General features: G+C 56.4%; 13 protein-coding genes and 1 other annotated feature (1 of these 14 cut by a window edge). Of the genes, 1 reads left to right on the top strand and 12 read right to left on the bottom strand.

Annotation, left to right across the window (positions count from 1 at the left end):
• Nucleotides 1-271: a binding site (T-box leader), on the bottom strand; it reaches 13 nt to the left of the window's first position.
• Nucleotides 272-516: 245 nt separating this feature from the next.
• Nucleotides 517-1938, bottom strand: coding sequence for a LysM peptidoglycan-binding domain-containing protein (locus AC4G46_RS25570; RefSeq protein WP_491125177.1), 1422 nt, complete (start codon nt 1936-1938; stop codon nt 517-519).
• A gap of 147 nt (nt 1939-2085) precedes the next feature.
• Nucleotides 2086-3483 (bottom strand): glycosyltransferase family 4 protein, encoded by a 1398-nt coding sequence (locus AC4G46_RS25575; RefSeq protein WP_491125178.1) that lies wholly within the window; start codon nt 3481-3483, stop codon nt 2086-2088.
• A gap of 214 nt (nt 3484-3697) precedes the next feature.
• Here AC4G46_RS25575 and AC4G46_RS25580 point away from each other — a divergent pair, with 214 nt between their 5' ends.
• Nucleotides 3698-4933: a GGDEF domain-containing protein gene (locus AC4G46_RS25580; RefSeq protein ID WP_491125179.1), complete on the top strand. Its 1236-nt coding sequence runs from the start codon at nt 3698-3700 to the stop codon at nt 4931-4933.
• Between the two features lie 166 nt (nt 4934-5099).
• Here AC4G46_RS25580 and ypfJ read toward each other — a convergent pair whose 3' ends face one another.
• From ypfJ to AC4G46_RS25630, 10 genes are all read right to left on the bottom strand, one after another.
• Nucleotides 5100-5954, bottom strand: coding sequence for a KPN_02809 family neutral zinc metallopeptidase (gene ypfJ, locus AC4G46_RS25585; RefSeq protein WP_491125180.1), 855 nt, complete (start codon nt 5952-5954; stop codon nt 5100-5102).
• A 712-nt stretch (nt 5955-6666) separates the two neighbouring features.
• The gene (locus AC4G46_RS25590) at nt 6667-7536 is read right to left on the bottom strand and encodes an RluA family pseudouridine synthase (RefSeq protein ID WP_491128977.1); all 870 of its coding nucleotides are present in this window, start codon (nt 7534-7536) and stop codon (nt 6667-6669) included.
• 455 nt (nt 7537-7991) lie between these two features.
• Complete coding sequence (gene hemL, locus AC4G46_RS25595; RefSeq protein ID WP_491125181.1) at nt 7992-9293, bottom strand: glutamate-1-semialdehyde 2,1-aminomutase; 1302 nt, start codon at nt 9291-9293, stop codon at nt 7992-7994.
• Between the two features lie 28 nt (nt 9294-9321).
• Nucleotides 9322-10320 carry a porphobilinogen synthase gene (gene hemB, locus AC4G46_RS25600; protein WP_068728447.1) on the bottom strand — a complete coding sequence of 333 codons (999 nt, stop codon included), beginning with the start codon at nt 10318-10320 and terminating at the stop codon, nt 9322-9324.
• Between the two features lie 134 nt (nt 10321-10454).
• Nucleotides 10455-12011 carry a uroporphyrinogen-III C-methyltransferase gene (gene cobA / locus AC4G46_RS25605; protein ID WP_491125182.1) on the bottom strand — a complete coding sequence of 519 codons (1557 nt, stop codon included), beginning with the start codon at nt 12009-12011 and terminating at the stop codon, nt 10455-10457.
• Between the two features lie 5 nt (nt 12012-12016).
• On the bottom strand, nt 12017-13060 hold the full coding sequence (gene hemC / locus AC4G46_RS25610; RefSeq protein ID WP_491125183.1) for a hydroxymethylbilane synthase: 1044 nt from the start codon (nt 13058-13060) through the stop codon (nt 12017-12019).
• Between the two features lie 349 nt (nt 13061-13409).
• Nucleotides 13410-14057 carry a precorrin-2 dehydrogenase/sirohydrochlorin ferrochelatase family protein gene (locus tag AC4G46_RS25615; RefSeq protein ID WP_491125184.1) on the bottom strand — a complete coding sequence of 216 codons (648 nt, stop codon included), beginning with the start codon at nt 14055-14057 and terminating at the stop codon, nt 13410-13412.
• Between the two features lie 5 nt (nt 14058-14062).
• Nucleotides 14063-14890, bottom strand: a complete 828-nt coding sequence (gene ccsA, locus AC4G46_RS25620; RefSeq protein WP_491128978.1) for a cytochrome c biogenesis protein CcsA — start codon at nt 14888-14890, stop codon at nt 14063-14065.
• Between the two features lie 5 nt (nt 14891-14895).
• On the bottom strand, nt 14896-16290 hold the full coding sequence (gene hemA, locus AC4G46_RS25625; RefSeq protein WP_491125185.1) for a glutamyl-tRNA reductase: 1395 nt from the start codon (nt 16288-16290) through the stop codon (nt 14896-14898).
• Nucleotides 16291-16496: 206 nt separating this feature from the next.
• Entirely contained in the window at nt 16497-17336 is an 840-nt protein-coding gene (locus tag AC4G46_RS25630) for a protein phosphatase 2C domain-containing protein (protein ID WP_491125186.1), read from the bottom strand.
• Nucleotides 17337-17385 lie beyond the last annotated feature (49 nt).

Here is a 17385-nt window from a genome sequence, read left to right on the forward strand (position 1 = left end):
GGCCATTCTTTCGCGGTACCACCTTTGTTTCGCGCTAATACCAAATAACCCTGTGCCCGGGAACCTGCGGTTCTCCAAGCTTAGCGCGACACTCATGCAGATAACGGCTGCGTCCGGCCACATCCTACACGATCAGCCTGATAACGGCTTAACCTTCGGAAGGGCGACTCCGGGGCGACTTCGGTGGCATGCATCCTGCGGAAATTCACAGCAATTACAATTCCGCTCTCTGAAGGGCTGACGACCTACTCTTCCCGTTCCCAGTCTTTAGCTAAGTTTTACTTACTCCCATAATACATTTAGTACTATTCCTAGTCAACCAGCATACGCACAAACAGCGGGTCTGTGCGGAGAATTGACTTTATTCAACGGGAACGCGCGGCGGGAACGCCGAAACAACGGGACTTTTACCGTTGTTTCAGCACAAACGCGGTGCGCAAACAACAAAAAAGCAGCGTTTCCCGATTACGGGAAAAACCGCTGCTCTGTCCTGATCCATTCCTTAAGCCTCCCGGCCTAAGGAATATATAAAACCTGCCCCTCCTCCACATTCTGTCCGGCCAGCCGGTTGTACATTACCAGCTCCCTTGCGCTGAGCTGATACTTCTCGGCAATCGTATCCAGCGTATCCTCCCGCTGCACAATGCACATCCGGACCTTGCGGAACAGCTCCGCACCGCCGGTTCTGTTGATAAACCGGCTCTTCCAGTCGCTGTCATTCCCCGGTTCCTGAACCTCCGGCTGCGGAACCGCTGCAGCCGTCACTGCGCTCTCCTGCTCCTTTTGGGCCCGGCTTGAGCTGAGCAGGGAAGAGAAGGTGAGATGCTCCTTGGCGGAGCTTGCCTCTTCCTTCTTGCTGCCGAGCGCAACCTTGAGATCTGCCTTTTCTTCCTGGACAGGCAGTGTTTCCGGTGAGAGAAGCGTATCATTCTCCTTGGTGTCCTCCGCCTCCGGCAGCACCGCTTCTTCCTGGATTTCCGGAGGAGTATACTCAGGCTCAACCGCAACAACCGGCTCCTCCTGTCTCTCGGCATAGAGCTGACCGGAGGCGATATCCGCGAAATCAAACGCCTGCGCAGCTGCGGGAACAATCTCCTCTGCAGCATCACCGGACCCGTCCCGCGTAATCTCAGCAGCAGAAGCGGCCGGTTTCACTGCCGGTTCCTTCTCGCGCGTGCCGAAAAAATACCCGGATACCGGCTCCGCCGGTGCCTTCCCCTTCTGCCAGGCTTCCGCCGCCGCTCCGCCTGTGAATCCCGCCTGATCCTCCAGGCTGTGCGTGCGCAGCTTTGCTTCCTTTTCCTTATGCGGCTGGGCAGCAGGTCCGGCCGCCTGTGTATAGACGGAGCTCTCCAGAACCAGCGGATTGACCGCTGCCGCATCGGGAATAAAGGAGGTGTATTCCTGCTGGTCTGCAGGAATTTCCGCTGCTCCCTCGCCATAGGTCCACAGTGAATTCTCGTACAGGGCATCGCCGTCCTGTTCCCTGCCCTCAGCCGGAGCAGCAGCTGCCCGGTCTTCCTGCTCGGGAGAGTAGGCCACTGTATACTCCTCCTGCTGCCAGGCCGTCCCTGTCTCCGTTCCGCCTATTCCCCTCAGGGAAAGCACGCCGGTTATGTTGACAGTACGCATCGTAAGCAGGTCGATATCGAAGTTCTCGATCTCTACCCCTATGTCTTCAAGTGAGCTGACCCGGGTCAGCGGGACTGTGATTTCAACGGGGATCGCATGCTCCAGGCGCTCCGTCCGGTCATTTTCTCCCCGGTAAAGTCCGGTGAGCAGCAGCTGGCCGTAGAGCTCGGCCCGGTCTTCCCGCTGAATCACCTGAATTTCCGGAATGAGTTCCACCTCTTCCAGCTCAGCGATTCCCGGAAGTTCTGCAGGCAGGTGAATGCGTTCATAAATATCAAACCGCAAGCCGTGGGACTGGTCAAACACGGGAAATTTCCTCCTTCTTGGCATAATCTAACCCTGAGACAAGCCCAGAGCATAAGCCCAAAATGTTACTCCACTCATGTATATGCTCCAATCAGGAAGGCATGACTAATTTGGACACATCCGCTTTTGTCCCGTGTTTACCGGCTTTTACCCGGGGAGAATATTAGCATCAGGTATCCTGTAATCAGCTGGAAGCCGGCTGCGCAGCACGGATTCCAGCGGATTGCCGGGGGTAATTACATTCAGCAGGTCGGCCGGATGAAAAGCCCCCTGCATATGGTGTCCGGACTGCCCGGCAGGACGGCTCCGCTGCGGCCAGCCATGCATCTCTGCTGCTCTGCGGTAGGCCTTAAGCGTTCCTTCCGCCATCGTATCCAGCGAACGGTTTGCCCGTGCCCATCGCTGCGCCGCAGTGCCAGCTCTGGCCCGCAGGCTGTCATCACGCAGCAGCAGCTCCAGCTGACCGGCCAGTGCTGCTGCATTGTCTGCAGGCACAATCCAGCCTGTCAGTCCGTGCTGTACCATCTCCGGCATCCCTGTCGTACCCGCCACCACGGGCGCTATGCCGGCAAGCTGGGCTTCCGTAACCGAAAAGGGCTGGGTATCCTGAAGGCTGGGCTGGACATAGATATCGGCGGACGTCAGCGCAGCAGGAATATTGTCTATTCTTCCGGCAAATTCAATGTCATCCTGCACGCCCAGCGCCTGTGCCTGCAGCTTCAGCTCCTCCAGCAGACTCCCGCTGCCGGCGATGACACAGGTCCAATCCCGGCGCCGCTGCTGCAATAGGCCGAGCGCACGGATCAGGATATGAACTCCCTTAATGTATTCAAGGCGTCCAGCATACATGATGAGCTTCTTACCTTGAGGCCGATTCAGTGGTGATGGCATTGAAGCCTTGGCGTCATACTCCTTCAGATTGACCCCGTAGGGCTGAATATGAATCCGGTCAGGCGTGACACCGTGGCCGCCCACAACCTGGCCAATCCATTTTGAGGAAACAAGAATCAGATCTGCCGCATGTACAGCAAGCAGCTCCATTCTCCGGAAATAGCTCCAGATCGGCCGTTTCTCGTACTCCTCCCGGGTCAGCCCCGGCTCAAGCCCCCTGTATTCATAATAGGACTCGCGGGCAAGTGCCCCGTGCATGCTTGCCACCAGCGGCACCGCCGTCTTCATTACCCTACGCAGCGCATATGCAGAAATAGGATCCTGAGCATGAATAACATCATACTGCTCCAGCCCGAGAGCGGCGGCACCGCCTTCAAATACATAGCGCCCCAGCTCAAAGCTGAAAATCCCGTGCTCCTGGTGGAGATGGGGGAACTGCAGCGGATCCAGATAAGGAAGCAGCGAGGAGTAGTACGCTTTTTTGTCAAAAGAAGCATTCCGGTCCAGCAGATACAACGTGTTACTGTCCACATGGCTGCCCATGAGCGTAACCTCATGCCCCTGCTGGGCCAGCTTGTCTGAGAGCTGCTTCATATAGGTCCAGATCCCGCCCAGATTCGTGAGTCCCCAGTAGGTGACCAGCAATATTCTCATGAATTCCTCTCCTCCGGTTATAGATTTCACTACAGAAATAGAAACAGCCGGCATATGCATGAACAAAGTATTATATGTCCGGCCCCGGTTTTCCGGTATGGGTGGGAGTCTCAATTCTATCAACGAAGTAAAGTGTGAATTTTGCAAAACTATTTTCATCATATTTACACATTTCGGGTATAATCGGTATAACGCTCGAAAGGATGTTACTGATATGTCTAAAGCTAGATTATTCGACCTCTCCCTGTTCGCGGCTGCTGTGGTCCTGGCGCTTCTAACGCACCCTTCAGTGGTTCTGGATAATACATATATAAAAGCCATGCTGCTCTACTGGGTATTCGCCAGCTTTTACTTTCAGCTGCGCATTGTTACCCGGAAAGGGAATTCCACGATCGACTATGCGATCAGCTATACTTCTTCCTTCGGTATTTTTGCCGGACCGCTCGGCACGCTGATTTATGAGATTTTCTACCGGACTACAGTGTATGTATATAAAAAGAAAACAAAAACCGCCGATCCGGGAGAATTCCTGGATGCTTTTTATAATATCGGCTCTTTCACGCTTGGCGGGACCGCCGCCTATTACCTGTACACGCTGCTCTATCCGGCTGCCGCACATGTTCCCGCCGGTTACTGGCTGCTGTTCCTCCTGGTGGTCTGTGTGACAACCCTTTTGTCCTCGGGGTTTCTGGTCATAACCTTCGCCCTCTCCGGAGACATTACAACACGCAAGGAAGCCCTTGACCTGCTGTTCAAGAGCAGAAACCTGCTGGATTTCAGCAAAGTAGCGCTGACCAACGCCCTGCTGCTGCGCCTGCTGCAGATGGAGAAGTGGGAGATGCTGATCGCGCTGTTCCTGCTGAACTACATTGTCAACCTATCCTTTTTCTCCAAATCCCAGAGTGCCCAGCATAAATTCGAACGGGACAAGTTTGAGCAGATGGCCTATCAGGATTTCCTGACCGGAACCTTCAACCGGGCACATATGGACAAAATGATGAACGAGCTCGACCACAGTAGCGAATATATAGGCATAGTTGTAGCTGACATCGACCGTTTCAAAAAAATCAACGATACCTACAATCACGCTGTAGGTGACAGGGTCATTATTCATTTTGCCGATACCCTGAAAGCCCGTCTGCAGGAGGAAGACATCCTGTTCCGCAGCGGCGGAGAGGAATTCACGCTGTTTCTGAGGGGCAAATCATACCGGGAGTGCCGCCTGATCATTCAGGAAATGCTGCTCGCTATTGAAGGAAGTTCAGCTGAAGCAGATTATGAGGAACAGCAGATCAAGGTCAGCTATTCGGCTTCCTTTGGCCTCTATTACTTCAAAGCAGATCAGAGCATTTCCATGGAAAAAGGGTACGTCCGCGCCGACCAACTCCTGCTGGAATCCAAAAAACTCGGCCGCAACCGGCTCTCGTCCCATAATGCCCTGGCTGACTAATCTGTTATGCAAAAGAGCCGTTCCACCGGTTGCCCGGCTGAAACGGCTCTTGTTGTGTCTGCAGAGCTGCATAAGCGTAAGCGGCATCCCTCCGCAATCCCTGCTGTGTTCATGCAGCCCCCATAAATAGTGCGGACATCACCGGCTCCCTAACCGGCGCGTTTAACTACAGCTCGGCAGCGTTAAAAGTGTCTCCGCCGGTAATCGTACCGTTGTTAAAGCCTTTGTAGAACCAGCGTTTCCGCTGCTCCGACGTCCCGTGGGTAAAGCTGTCCGGCACCGCATAGCCCTGGGCCTGCTTTTGGATCGTATCATCGCCGACAGCGCTCGCAGCCGTCAGTGCCTCCTCCAGATCGCCCTCCTCCAGCAGATTCATCCCTTGGGCATGGTTCGCCCAGACTCCGGCCAGGTAATCCGCCTGCAGTTCAAAGCGGACCTGATATTTGTTGTATTCCGTCTCGCTCAAGCTGCGGCGGAGGGAATCCAGCTGCTTGGTCGTTCCAAGCAGAGTCTGCACGTGATGCCCCACCTCATGGGCGATGACATAGGCCATTGCAAAATCACCCGGCGCCTTAAAGCGCTGCTGCAGCTCGTCATAGAAGCTCAGGTCGATGTACAGCTTGCTGTCCCCCGGACAATAAAACGGTCCGACCGCCGAGCTTGCGGTCCCGCAGGCCGAATTCACACTGCCGCTATACAGCACCAGTGTAGGATCAGTGTAAGTCATCCCCTGCTGGGCAAAAAGCTCGCTCCACACATCCTCCGTATCCGCCAGCACCACTGAGACAAACTGTGCCAGCTCCTGCTCCTCGGCCGTTTCCTGGTAAGGGGCATTTGAGGTGGTGGTTCCGCCCGAAGTCAGATTACCCAGGATATCCCCGACATTTCCGCCGCTAAGCAGCGTGACTACAACCACCAGAATAATGCCTCCGATCCCGCCGCCAATCAGCTTTCCGCCACCGCCGCCGCTGCCTCTGCGGTCCTCCACATTCGAGCTGCCTCTTCTTCCCTGCCACTTCATGGTCCTTCCTCCAGTCTGTTTACATTGTGTATTATTGTTTCCGGAACAGTCCGGACATTCGGGAGTCTTGCGAAAACAGCGAAAACAGTAAAAACAGCAAAACCTTATTAACATGTGCTAACGCTTAATAGTGTTATACCCAAAATCGGCAGGGTAAGACTGTTGGAAAATTGAGGTAAATGGCAGGGGTTCTAATGGGCACGTTTAACATTCTGCCTGGAGTGCGGCTTCCGGCAGAAATACTTGTGCGGGCTATATTTTGTGTGGGGTTTATGTATTGTGCGGGGTTCATGTATTGTACGGGCTTTCTATTTAGTTGGATTTTCGTCATCTATTTTCTTTGATTCTCCACTTCATCAATTCTCAAGTGGAAAAATGCCACTTAATTTAAGCTGCAACCCCCTTTTAAGGTGAAAATAGTTAAATTAAGTAACCTTTTTCCACCTAAATTCCGCGTTAAGCTGTTTTGGCGAGAAATAGATAGCATTTTTCCACTTCATTCGCCGGCTTTGCCCTGCGGTGAATCATATCAAGCCTATGCTGCAGGCTCGTTAGAGAAGCAGATTTCCATACACCTAAATAAAACCCGCACGGCCAGCCAATATTCTGGCAGGCCGTGCGGGTCTTATTTAAAAAAACATAGAGTGATTTAGTAAGCAGGCAGTTGAGCGTACTCCATTTCCCCGCCAGTCCAGCTCAACGGTACGCCTTGTTACAGAGGCGCGCCGCCCAGCGACTCGCGCAGCCGGAGCATGTCCTCGGGCCACGGATCGGCCACAACGGTCAGCTCCCGGGTCCATGGGTGGCGGAAGGCCAGCGCTTCGCCATGCAGCGCCTGTCGTCCGCGCGCAGCCAGTCCCCAGCTGCGCCCGCCGTACAGGTCATCCCCGATGAGAGGATGACCTGCATGGCTGAGGTGGACGCGGATCTGATGCGTCCGGCCGGTCTCGAGCTCGACCTGCAGGGCGGTTGCCCCGCGCAGCACCTCGCGCCCGGTAATCCGCGTCACCGCCGGCTGGCCGCCGGGCGACACCCGCCGCCGCGACGCATGATGGCGGTCGCGGCCGATCGGCGCGTCGATGACGGTGAGCTGGGCAGGCACAGCACCTTCAGCGATGGCTGCATAGCGGCGCGAAATGTCCTTGCTCCGCATATCCTCATCGAGTACAAGCTGCGCGTACTCATTCTTCGCATAGAGCACCGGACCGGTCGTATCTTTGTCCAGACGGTGGATATGGCGCACGGCAATGCCGCCGCCGGAAGCGGCGTAATGACCGGCCACCAGATGGTCCAGTGTTACATCCGATCCGCTGCCGTCCGGGTGGACTGCCATGCCCGCAGGCTTATGGACGACAAGGCAGAAGTCATCCTCATACAGCACCCGGGCCTCCTGCCATACCGGCTCTATCCCGGCCTCCCGCTGCGGCCAAAGCGCCAGCCGCAGCCGGTCGCCCCGCCACTGGATGCCGCCCTCGCGGCGCAGCCGGGCATGGAGCTTCGCCGGCATCCCGGCAGTCTCCAGCAGCCAGCGGTCAATGGCGGCCTCCTTATCGGCCGCTCCGGTAACGGCCCGGCCGGGCATGGCCTCAAGCCATTCCCCGCGCCGTTTCCAGGCGCCGCCGCCTTGGACCGCCTTGTTCCCCGCAGCCTCTGCCGCCTTATGCTCAACGTTCTTTAAAGCTTGGTCCATGCTGCTGTTGGCGGCCTTCTCAGAGCTAACTGTTACCGCCTTGTTGACGGCTCCCTTAATAGTTAGGTTCTCGGTGCCTGTTGCAGCGTTATCCCAGCTGCCTGTTGCCGGCTTGTTCACGTTGACCTTTGCAGCCGTATCCCAGCTGCCTCTGGCCGTCCTATTCTCAAAGCCCTTCGCAGCCTTCTTCCCGCTGCCTTGAACCTCTTTATTCCGGCGGCCAGTCACCGTCTTGTTCTCGTTGACCATTGCAGCCCTGTCCCAGCGGCCTCTGCCCGTTTTATTCTCAACGCCCTTTACAGACTTGCCCTCGCTGCCGCTTCTCGGCTTCTCCCCGCCGCCAGCCATCAAAGTGACTTCAGCGCCTGGTAGTGCGCCTCAAGCGTATCGTCGATATCCTGCTCGCTGTGTACGCCCGACACGAACATGCCCTCGAACTGGGAAGGCGGAACGCTGATGCCCTGGTCGAGCATTTTGCCGAAGTAGCTGCGGAAGTGTTCAAGGTTACTGGTCTTGGCCGTTTCGAAGTTATAGACAGGCCCTTCCGTAAAGAACGGGCAGACCATCGATCCGATCCGGTTGATTGTCAGCGGAATACCAGTGTCAACGCTATTGCGTTTCAGCCCTGCTTCCAGACGCGCGCCCAGCGTTTCCAGACGGTCGTACACTTCAGGAGTCAGCAGCTTCAGCGTGCTGTAGCCGGCAGCCATCGCCAGCGGATTGCCGCTGAGCGTACCGGCCTGATAGATCGGCCCCGCCGGAGCCATCTGCTCCATGATCTCCCTGCGGCCGCCGTAAGCGCCGACCGGAAGCCCCCCGCCGATGACCTTGCCGAAGCAGGTCAGGTCAGGTTCAATACCGAACAGGCCCTGCGCACAGCTGCGGTTCACCCGGAATCCGGTCATCACCTCATCAAAAATCAGCAGCGCCCCATAACCCGTAGTCACCTTGCGCAAGCCCTCCAGGAAGCCCGGCTGCGGCGGCACCACGCCCATGTTGCCGGCAATCGGCTCGACGATGACTGCGGCGATTTCGTTGCCGTAGCGTTCGAAGGCGATTTTGACACCTTCCAGGTCATTGTAAGGTACAGTAATCGTGTTCACCGCTACCCCTTCCGGGACTCCCGGGCTGTCCGGCAGGCCCAAGGTTGCGACACCCGATCCCGCTTTGATCAGCAGGCTGTCCGCGTGGCCGTGGTAGGAGCCTTCGAACTTAAGGATTTTGCTGCGTCCGGTATAGCCGCGGGCCAGACGAATGGCGCTCATGGTAGCTTCTGTACCGGAATTAACCATCCGCACGATATCAACAGACGGCACACGTTCTACGACCAGTTTGGCCATCTCCGTCTCCAGCAGCGTCGGCGCGCCGAAGCTTGTCCCTTTTACCGCAGTCTCCTGCAGCGCTTTAACCACCTCCGGATGGGCATGTCCCATAATGAGCGGGCCCCAGGAGCAGACATAGTCGATAAAGCTGTTGCCGTCGATATCATAAATACGCGAGCCGATCCCGTGATCCACATACACCGGTGTCAGGCCGACCGATTTGAACGCCCGCACCGGGCTGTTCACCCCGCCGGGAATATACTGCTTAGCTTCTTCAAAAGCGTTCCGGGAAGCCTCTTCCCGGCGCGACAATGGCACATTGCCCATGTTATTCACTCCTGTTCTGTTCGTTAGTTTAGCCGCGCAGCCAGCGGGCTGCATCCTTGGCAAAGTAAGTGATAATAATGTCCGCGCCCGCCCGCTTCATGCCGGTCAGCATCTCCATTACGATTGCTTTTTCATCGATCCATCCCTGCAGCGCCGCCGCTTTGACCATCGAATACTCACCGCTCACATTGTAGGCCACCAGCGGCAGATCGAACTGGTCGCGGATCGTCCGGATCACATCGAGATAAGCCAGCGCCGGTTTAACCATCAGCATATCGGCACCCTCCAGCACATCGGAGTCCGCTTCGCGGATCGCTTCCCGCAGGTTGGCCGGGTCCATCTGATACGTTTTGCGGTTGCCGAACTGCGGCGCAGAATCAGCAGCCTCGCGGAACGGGCCGTAGAAGGCAGAGGCATATTTTACCGAATAAGACATGATCGGCACATGCTCGAAACCATTCTCATCCAGTCCGGCGCGGATTGCCTGCACAAACCCGTCCATCATGTTCGAAGGCGCGATAATATCCGCCCCGGCCTTGGCCTGCGATACCGCAGTGCGAGTCAGCAGCTCAAGTGAAGCGTCATTGATAACATCGCCATGCACCACGCCGTCCACCACATGAGTGTGCACCATGCCGCAATGGCCGTGATCCGTGAACTCACACAGACAGGTATCAGCTACAACGAGCAGCTCAGGGTACCACTTTTTGATCAGGCGTGTCGCCTCCTGCACAATCCCGTCATCGGCAAAACCGGAAGAACCCACCGCATCCTTCGTCTCCGGAATCCCGAACAGCAGGACCGCCGGAATTCCCAGCGCCGCTATTTCGTCCACCTCAGCCTTCAGCATATCGAGCGAAAAATGATACACGCCCGGCATCGAGCCAATCTCAGTCTTCACACCCGTCCCGTACGTCACAAAAATCGGCTGGATCAGATCCAGCGTATTCAGCACGGTCTCCCGCACCATCCCGCGAATTCCGGCTGTACCGCGCAGACGGCGGTGCCGGGTAATTGGAAAGCTCATTGATGTATCCTCCTGTGTAGTTAATATGTAAAAAAAGTCCGGCAGCACTGAGCAATGTCAGCGCATGTCCGGAGTACCTTTGATGTTGGTCGGGAGAGTCCCACGCCTCGCAGGTATGGGATGCAGCCCCCCTATTACCTTACTCTCGTTGACTCGTTCCAGCGGCACAGCTCCTGCACCAGGCCTTCGATCGTGGCCTCGTCCGGCAGCAGGCCAGGGGTCAGGCCGGCAGCAACGGCGGTTTCCTCGGTCACCGGGCCGATGCAGGCGATCTTCACGCCGGCCAGCACGGCCACCGGATCTTCCAGACCCATGCGCTTCAGGATTTCGATGAAATTGCGCACGGTCGAAGAGCTGGTGAAGGTAACTGCATGGATGCGTTTCTCTTCGAGCAGGCGCAGCAGCTCGATATCGTCCTCGCCCGTCACCACCGTCTCGTAAGTGTCGATCTCGGTCACTTCCAGCCCAAGCCCCTGCAGCTTGGCCGGAAGCCACTCCCGCGCGAGATCCCCGCGCGGCAGCAGCACCTTCTGGCCCGCCTCAAGCTGCGGGCCAAACGCCTCCAGCAGCCCTTCCGCCTGGAAGCGGGCGGGCAGCTCCTCGGCCACCAGCCCCCGCTCCGCCAGCGCGGCGGCTGTGGCCGGCCCCACCGCGCCGATGCGCGCGCGGTGCAAACCGCGGATGTCCACCTTCAGCTCCGCCAGGTGGCGCCAAAAGAACTCCACGCCGTTAGGGCTCGTGAAGAAAACCCAGTCATAGGCTTCCAGCGCTCCCAGCGCGGAAGCGATGGCGGCTTTCTTCCCGGCATCCTCCGGCATGACCGTCTCAATGACAGGGAACTCGTACGGCTCGCCGCCGAGCTCCTCAATGCGGTCCACCAGCTCGCTCGCCTGGCTGCGGGCGCGGGTAACCACGATGCGCTTGCCGAACAGCGGCAGCGCCTCGGCCCACATCAGCTGCTGGCGCTGGCGCACCACTTCGCCGACGACAATGACCGCCGGCGGCTTGAAGTCCGCCGCAATGACCTTCGCCTCGATGTCGGCGAGCGTGCCGGTCAGCGTGTCCTGCTCCGCACGTGTGCCCCAGCGCACCAGCGCCACCGGCGTCTCCGGCGGACGGCCGTGCTTGATCAGCTGGCCGCTGATGTAGCCGATCTTGGCTACGCCCATCAGGAAGACCAGCGTTCCCGTAGCATTCGTTACCTTGTCCCAATGAATGGAATGGTCCAGCTTGTCCGGGCTTTCATGTCCGGTGATAATCGACAGGGAGGACGCATAGTCCCGGTGTGTGACCGGGATGCCGGCATACGCCGGCACGCTGATGGCCGAGGTAATGCCCGGCACAATCTCGTAATAGATGCCGTTCCGGCGCAGCAGCTCCGCTTCTTCGCCCACCCGGCCAAAAATCGTCGGGTCCCCGCCCTTGAGCCGCACCACCGTCTTGCCTTCCAGCGCCAGATCAACCAGCAGCTGGTTGATCTCCTCCTGCTTCATGGTGTGGCGGTCGGGCAGCTTGCCGACATAGATTTTCTCACCGCCGGACTTCATCTGCTTGAGCAGCCTTGGACTGGCCAGCCGGTCATAGACCAGCACATCCGCTTTGCGGATACACTCCAGCCCTTTTACTGTAATCAGCTTCGCATCTCCCGGACCGGCGCCTACCAGATATACTTTCCCCGTCTTCTCCGCCATCTCCATCATCCCCTTGTATCCGCCAGAATCTTCTCCGCACCCCGGGCAATCAGCTTGCGGGCCACCTCTTCACCAAGCTGTACCGGATCAGTCCCCGTAAGCGTCTCTTTAAGAATCACAGAACCGTCCGGTGTTCCGACCATCCCTGTCAAAGTAATTACCCGTCCAGCCGGATTACTTGACGCTCCCTGTACACCCGAGGCTTCTTCTACAGCTTTTTCATTATTCGCAGATTGCTCCGCAGCCGCCTCTTCACGCCCAGCCCCGCTCTTTGCTTCCTCTGCCCCAAGTACCGCAAACGCGCCAATCGGCACCTGGCAGCCGCCGTTCAGCGCACCGAGAAACGTCCGTTCTGCAGCTACAGTCAGAGCCGTCTGCTCATCATTATACAGCGCCAAAAGCTTACGCAGCTCAGTATCGTCCTCGCGGCATTCTATACCAAGCGCACCCTGGCCGACTGCCGGTAGACATACCTCCGGCTCCAGATAAGAGGTCACCCGGTTCTGCCAGCCCATCCGGGTCAGGCCGGCTGCGGCCAGCAGAATGGCATCGTATTCGCCGTTCTCCAGCTTCTTCAGCCGGGAATCAATGTTGCCGCGTACCGGCTCAATCACCAGGTCAGGGCGCAGCGCGGCCAGCTGGCTGGAGCGGCGAAGGCTGCTTGTGCCTACGCGTGCGCCGTTAGGCAGTTCCTCAAGGCTAGCCGCATCCGTGGCAATCAGACAGTCTCGCGGGTCGACCCGCTTCGGTACAGCCCCGTTAATCAGCCCCTCCGGCAGCTCGGATGGCATATCCTTCATACTATGTACGGCCATATCAATAACTTTATCGAGCATGGCCTGTTCGATTTCTTTGACGAACAGCCCTTTGCCGCCGACCTTGGATAAGGTGACATCGAGAATCCGGTCGCCTTTGGTAATGATTTTGTGCACCTCAAAGGTGAACCCGAAGCCATGCTTCTCACTCAGCCGCGTCAGATCGTCAATGACATGCCCAGTCTGGGTCAGCGCCAGCGCGCTTTGTCTGCTGCCTACAATAATTTTGCGCATTTCTCATCTTCCTCCCGGTATCGCTACTTCTCCCGCCGCTATTCCCGCCATTGTACTCTGATACAGTCTGCGGCATGCAATTATATACGTTGAACCTTCCATATAGACCAAATGAGGCAATGAAAATCTATTGTATTTCGTACAACAGATCATTGTAAAATCAGCCTAAGCAGCGGATCTATTGTATTGCGTACAGCAGATTCTCGCGTATTAGGCGTATTAGGCTCATTTTCCCGAAATCAATTGTACAGAATACAATAGAATGTTTTTCCCGCCCGATCAGCAAGGATTCTGTTGCACAAAGTGCAATCTCTTCCCTCATCCAGGGTCTGGTGGCTTCCTTCCGCCGCTATTCCTCCCGGTTCGCCGCAATCCAAGCCCGGGCTGTCTCCGGCGTCCATTCTATAAAGGTGCCCTGCCGCAGCTGATTCAACACATCCAGCTGCCCGAGCCGGCGCAGCAGCCGTCTGCGGACTTCGGCAGAGGCCTCCTGCCGCTTAATCTCCGACCTCATCATGTGCAGAAAATCCAGGTAAGGCTCATACTCCACACCCAAAATATCCGCCAGCTGCGCAGTAATCTCAGCCGCAGCAGAGGGTCCTGCACCCGATGTGGAGACGGCTACAGTCAGCCTTCCCCGGCGCAGAACCCCCGGTGTAATGAAATTTCCCGCATCCGCATGACTGGCTACATTTACCGGCAGTCCGAGCGCTTTGGCTTCGGCAGCCGCCGTTTCATTTACCGCCGGATCACCGCTCGCAGCGTATACGAGGAACGCTCCCGAGACATCGCCATATTTATAACCTCGGGCAGCCCACTGTATTCTGCCTTCCCCGGCCAGCCCGGAGAGTACGGCAGTGAGCGCCGGGCTGATTACCGTAACCGCGGCCCCCGCTTCAAGCAGAGACTGTACCTTGCGCTCCGCAACAGCCCCGCCGCCGATCACCACAATCTTTTGCCCGCTGACATCCAGCATAACCGGCAAATACCCCGCCATCCCGTTCACCTCCCGCTCCAGCCGTGAAAGTCAGAAAGCGAGTTCAGCAGGAAATTCAGAATAATAAAAGCATACCCCGAAATCGCCCAGCGGGCCATCACCGTACCGCTTTTGCGGCCGGATTTTTTCAGCAGAATATACGTAATATATACCCCCAGCCCGATCATTGTGGTCAATACCTTGGAATCCTGAAACAACGGCGTCCGCCCTTCGGCAATAATCGACATCCCCGCCAGAAGCAGTGACACAACCAGCAGCGGAACACCGGCCAGTATCGCCGTATACGAATATTTGTCCATCGTCTCCAGGCTCGGCAGCCGCCGGATACGGTCATCCCACTTTTTATTCTTCAGCTTCATATGCAGGAACAGGTACATTATCGCAAAAACCGTCCCCAGTGTCAGTGCGCCAAAGCTCAGGTTGGCCAAAATAATATGCATCGCCAGCCAGCCGTGCACTGCCCTCCAGCTCTCCAGTCCATGATCTGCCGCCGTCAGCCATACCCGGTTAAGCAGAAAGACACTGAAACCGGCACCGCTAAGCAGCAGAATGGTAAATTCCCCGCCGCGTGTATAGGCAATGGCCAGCGACGTGATTACGATAATGAAGGAGAACCAGAACAGAAAATCATAAGGGGTAAAAATCGGCAGCCCGCCCTCCTGGGAGAAACGCACCGCAAGTCCCGCCAGCTGCAGCAGGCCCACAACAGCAAGAAGCCCTGTGCCCAGCCGCTTTCCGCCCGGATTACGCCTTAGGCAATCCGAGAAAATAAACAGCAGGCTCAGGGCATATAGCAGCAGAGCGGCATCATATATTCCGTTCAGCAGTTGCATGCTGCTCACCCGCCCAGCAGGCCTGCCGGAGCAAAAACGGTCTTAGGCACAATGAATTCAGCAGCGGATACACGCTCATCCTCTTTCTTCTGCACAGGAGCCGGTCTGCTTCCGCTTCCGCCGCCGGCCTCAAGCTGCTCCTGCAGGGCAAAGATCTGCGTGAAATACGCAAGCGCTTCGGTTCCCTGGTCGCCGCCGGACATTTCCTTAATCACATTAATCGGATCATGCATCATCTGGTTCACGATGCTCTTCGTCAGGCGGCGGATCACCTTGCGCTGATGCTCATCCAGCTCAGGCAGCTTGTTGAACAGGCTGTCCATCGTATCATCGTAAATGGCATTCGATTTGTCCTGCAGCGCGCGGATGACCGGTCTGACGCCAAGCGTCTTCAGCCAGACCTGGAACTCCTCCATCTCTTCGGCAATCATCACTTCAATCTTCGCGGCTTCGCTGCGGCGCATTTCCAGATTGCTCTCCACGATACCTTCCAGATCATCAATATCATACAGGAATACACCCTGTACCTTCGCAGCTTCCGGATCAATATCACGCGGCACGGCAATGTCGATCATGAACAGCGGCCGCGACGGGCGGCGCTTCATGCCGGCGGATACCTGGTCCGCAGTCAGCACATAGCCTTCAGCCCCTGTGGAGCTGATCACAATATCGACCTCATCCAGATGCTGCAGCGCATCAGCAATCGTGCTCGGTCTGCCGGAGAATTTCTCCGCCAGCTCTACCGCCCGCGAAAGCGTACGGTTCGCGACAATAACTTCAGCCGCGCCGCTGCTATACAGGTGCTTGACGGTCAGCTCGCTCATTTTGCCGGCGCCGAGAATCAGCACTCTTTTACCGGTGAACATGCCGAAGATCCGCTTGCCCAGCTCCACTGCCGCATAGCTGACCGAAACCGCGCTCTCGCCGATCGAGGTCTCATTATGCGCACGTTTGCCGAGCGTCACCGCCTGCTTGAACAGCTGGTTGAACCAGGTACCGGTCACACCCTCGCTCTGGGCAGTCAAAAAAGAATTGCGCACCTGGCCCAGAATCTGCGTCTCACCAATCACCATGGAATCCAGACCGCAGGTTACGCGGAACAGATGGGCAATTGCCTGCTCATCCTCGTATATATACATATGCTGCGTAAATTGCTCACTTTTCACATTGAACCACTGCTCCATAAAGCTGCGGATGAAATATCCGCACATATGAAGGCGGTCTACGACCACATAAATTTCCGTCCGGTTACAGGTGGCAACAACGACACCTTCCAGCACGCTCTTGGTCTTCATCAGCTGATGAAGCGCTTCGGGCAGATCCTTCTCTGCAAAAGCGAACTGTTCTCTCACCTCAACGGGAGCCGTACGGTAATTCAGGCCAACGACGACAATGTGCATCGCTTGTTCACCATCCTAGTCTCTATTCAGTGGTGCAGGCACTGTCTTTCACAATTCCTCAAATCACGTGTGTTAAGTATATCACATCAATATAGGGCTTTTTACAAAACCTTTGAATTCTTTATGACATCCAGATAATAATAATTATAAATAAAAAATGATAAAAGTACTATGGTTTATGATGGGTAATTTTATTTTTTTATAAGTCAGGAAAAACGAATCACGAGCCCTGTTTTGTCATCCGAACCCTTAAGCCGGGGAACAGCCAGCAGCATGGCATCCTCCTGCTCTCTTGCATACATCTCATCCGTGTAGCCCTGCAGCCCTTTTGCATCAATGCTATCCAGCAGACTCCCCCAGCTCTCCGCACCTGAATACAGGCCATCTGTAAACAAATATAGGCTCTCCACATTGGCCCGGTTGAATGTACCCTTTTCCAGAAAAAGCGGGAACTCCGGACTCCCGTTCATCACGCCGTAACCTTCCAGCGTATTCGCCTTTCTGCGGTTATCCTGAAGCAGCGGGAGCAGCAGCCTGCGAAGCTCGGCCGGATCTTCAACTCCCGATGCACGCAGCTCCTCCATCCGGTTCAGCGTCAGCCGGTCAACATGGGCCACCTGGGTGTGCGTGAGCACCCTTGCCGCCCCATCCCTGTATTTACAGAGCAGCATACAGTCTCCTGACTGTATATAGTCGATAGAATGCCGATTTACTTTGACAATGACATAGGCAGCTGACCATAGCGCAGAAGCATCCAGCACATCCACACCTTCAGCTTCCATTACCTCGCGTAAACGAGCGTTGGCCTGAACCGCTATCTTTTCCAGCGCCTGCCCGTCCGCCTCCCCGAAAAAGGAAGCGGCCAGCTGTGCAGCCAGATACCCTCCGGTCATTCCTTCCTTGTTGCGGTAAGGAGACAGCGAGGTGGCCCCGTCCACAACTCCGTAAATATCCGCAGGTTCATTGACGATCAGCGCATCCTCATTCCATTGCCCGTCTCCTTGCAGCGTATATTTTTCTACTGTCCAATGGCTAATGCTAACCATGTCTCTCCCCTTCTTTCTGTTCACAGTAAGTACCCGATCCCTTTACATC

The organism is Paenibacillus sp. fava2, assembly GCF_058313675.1.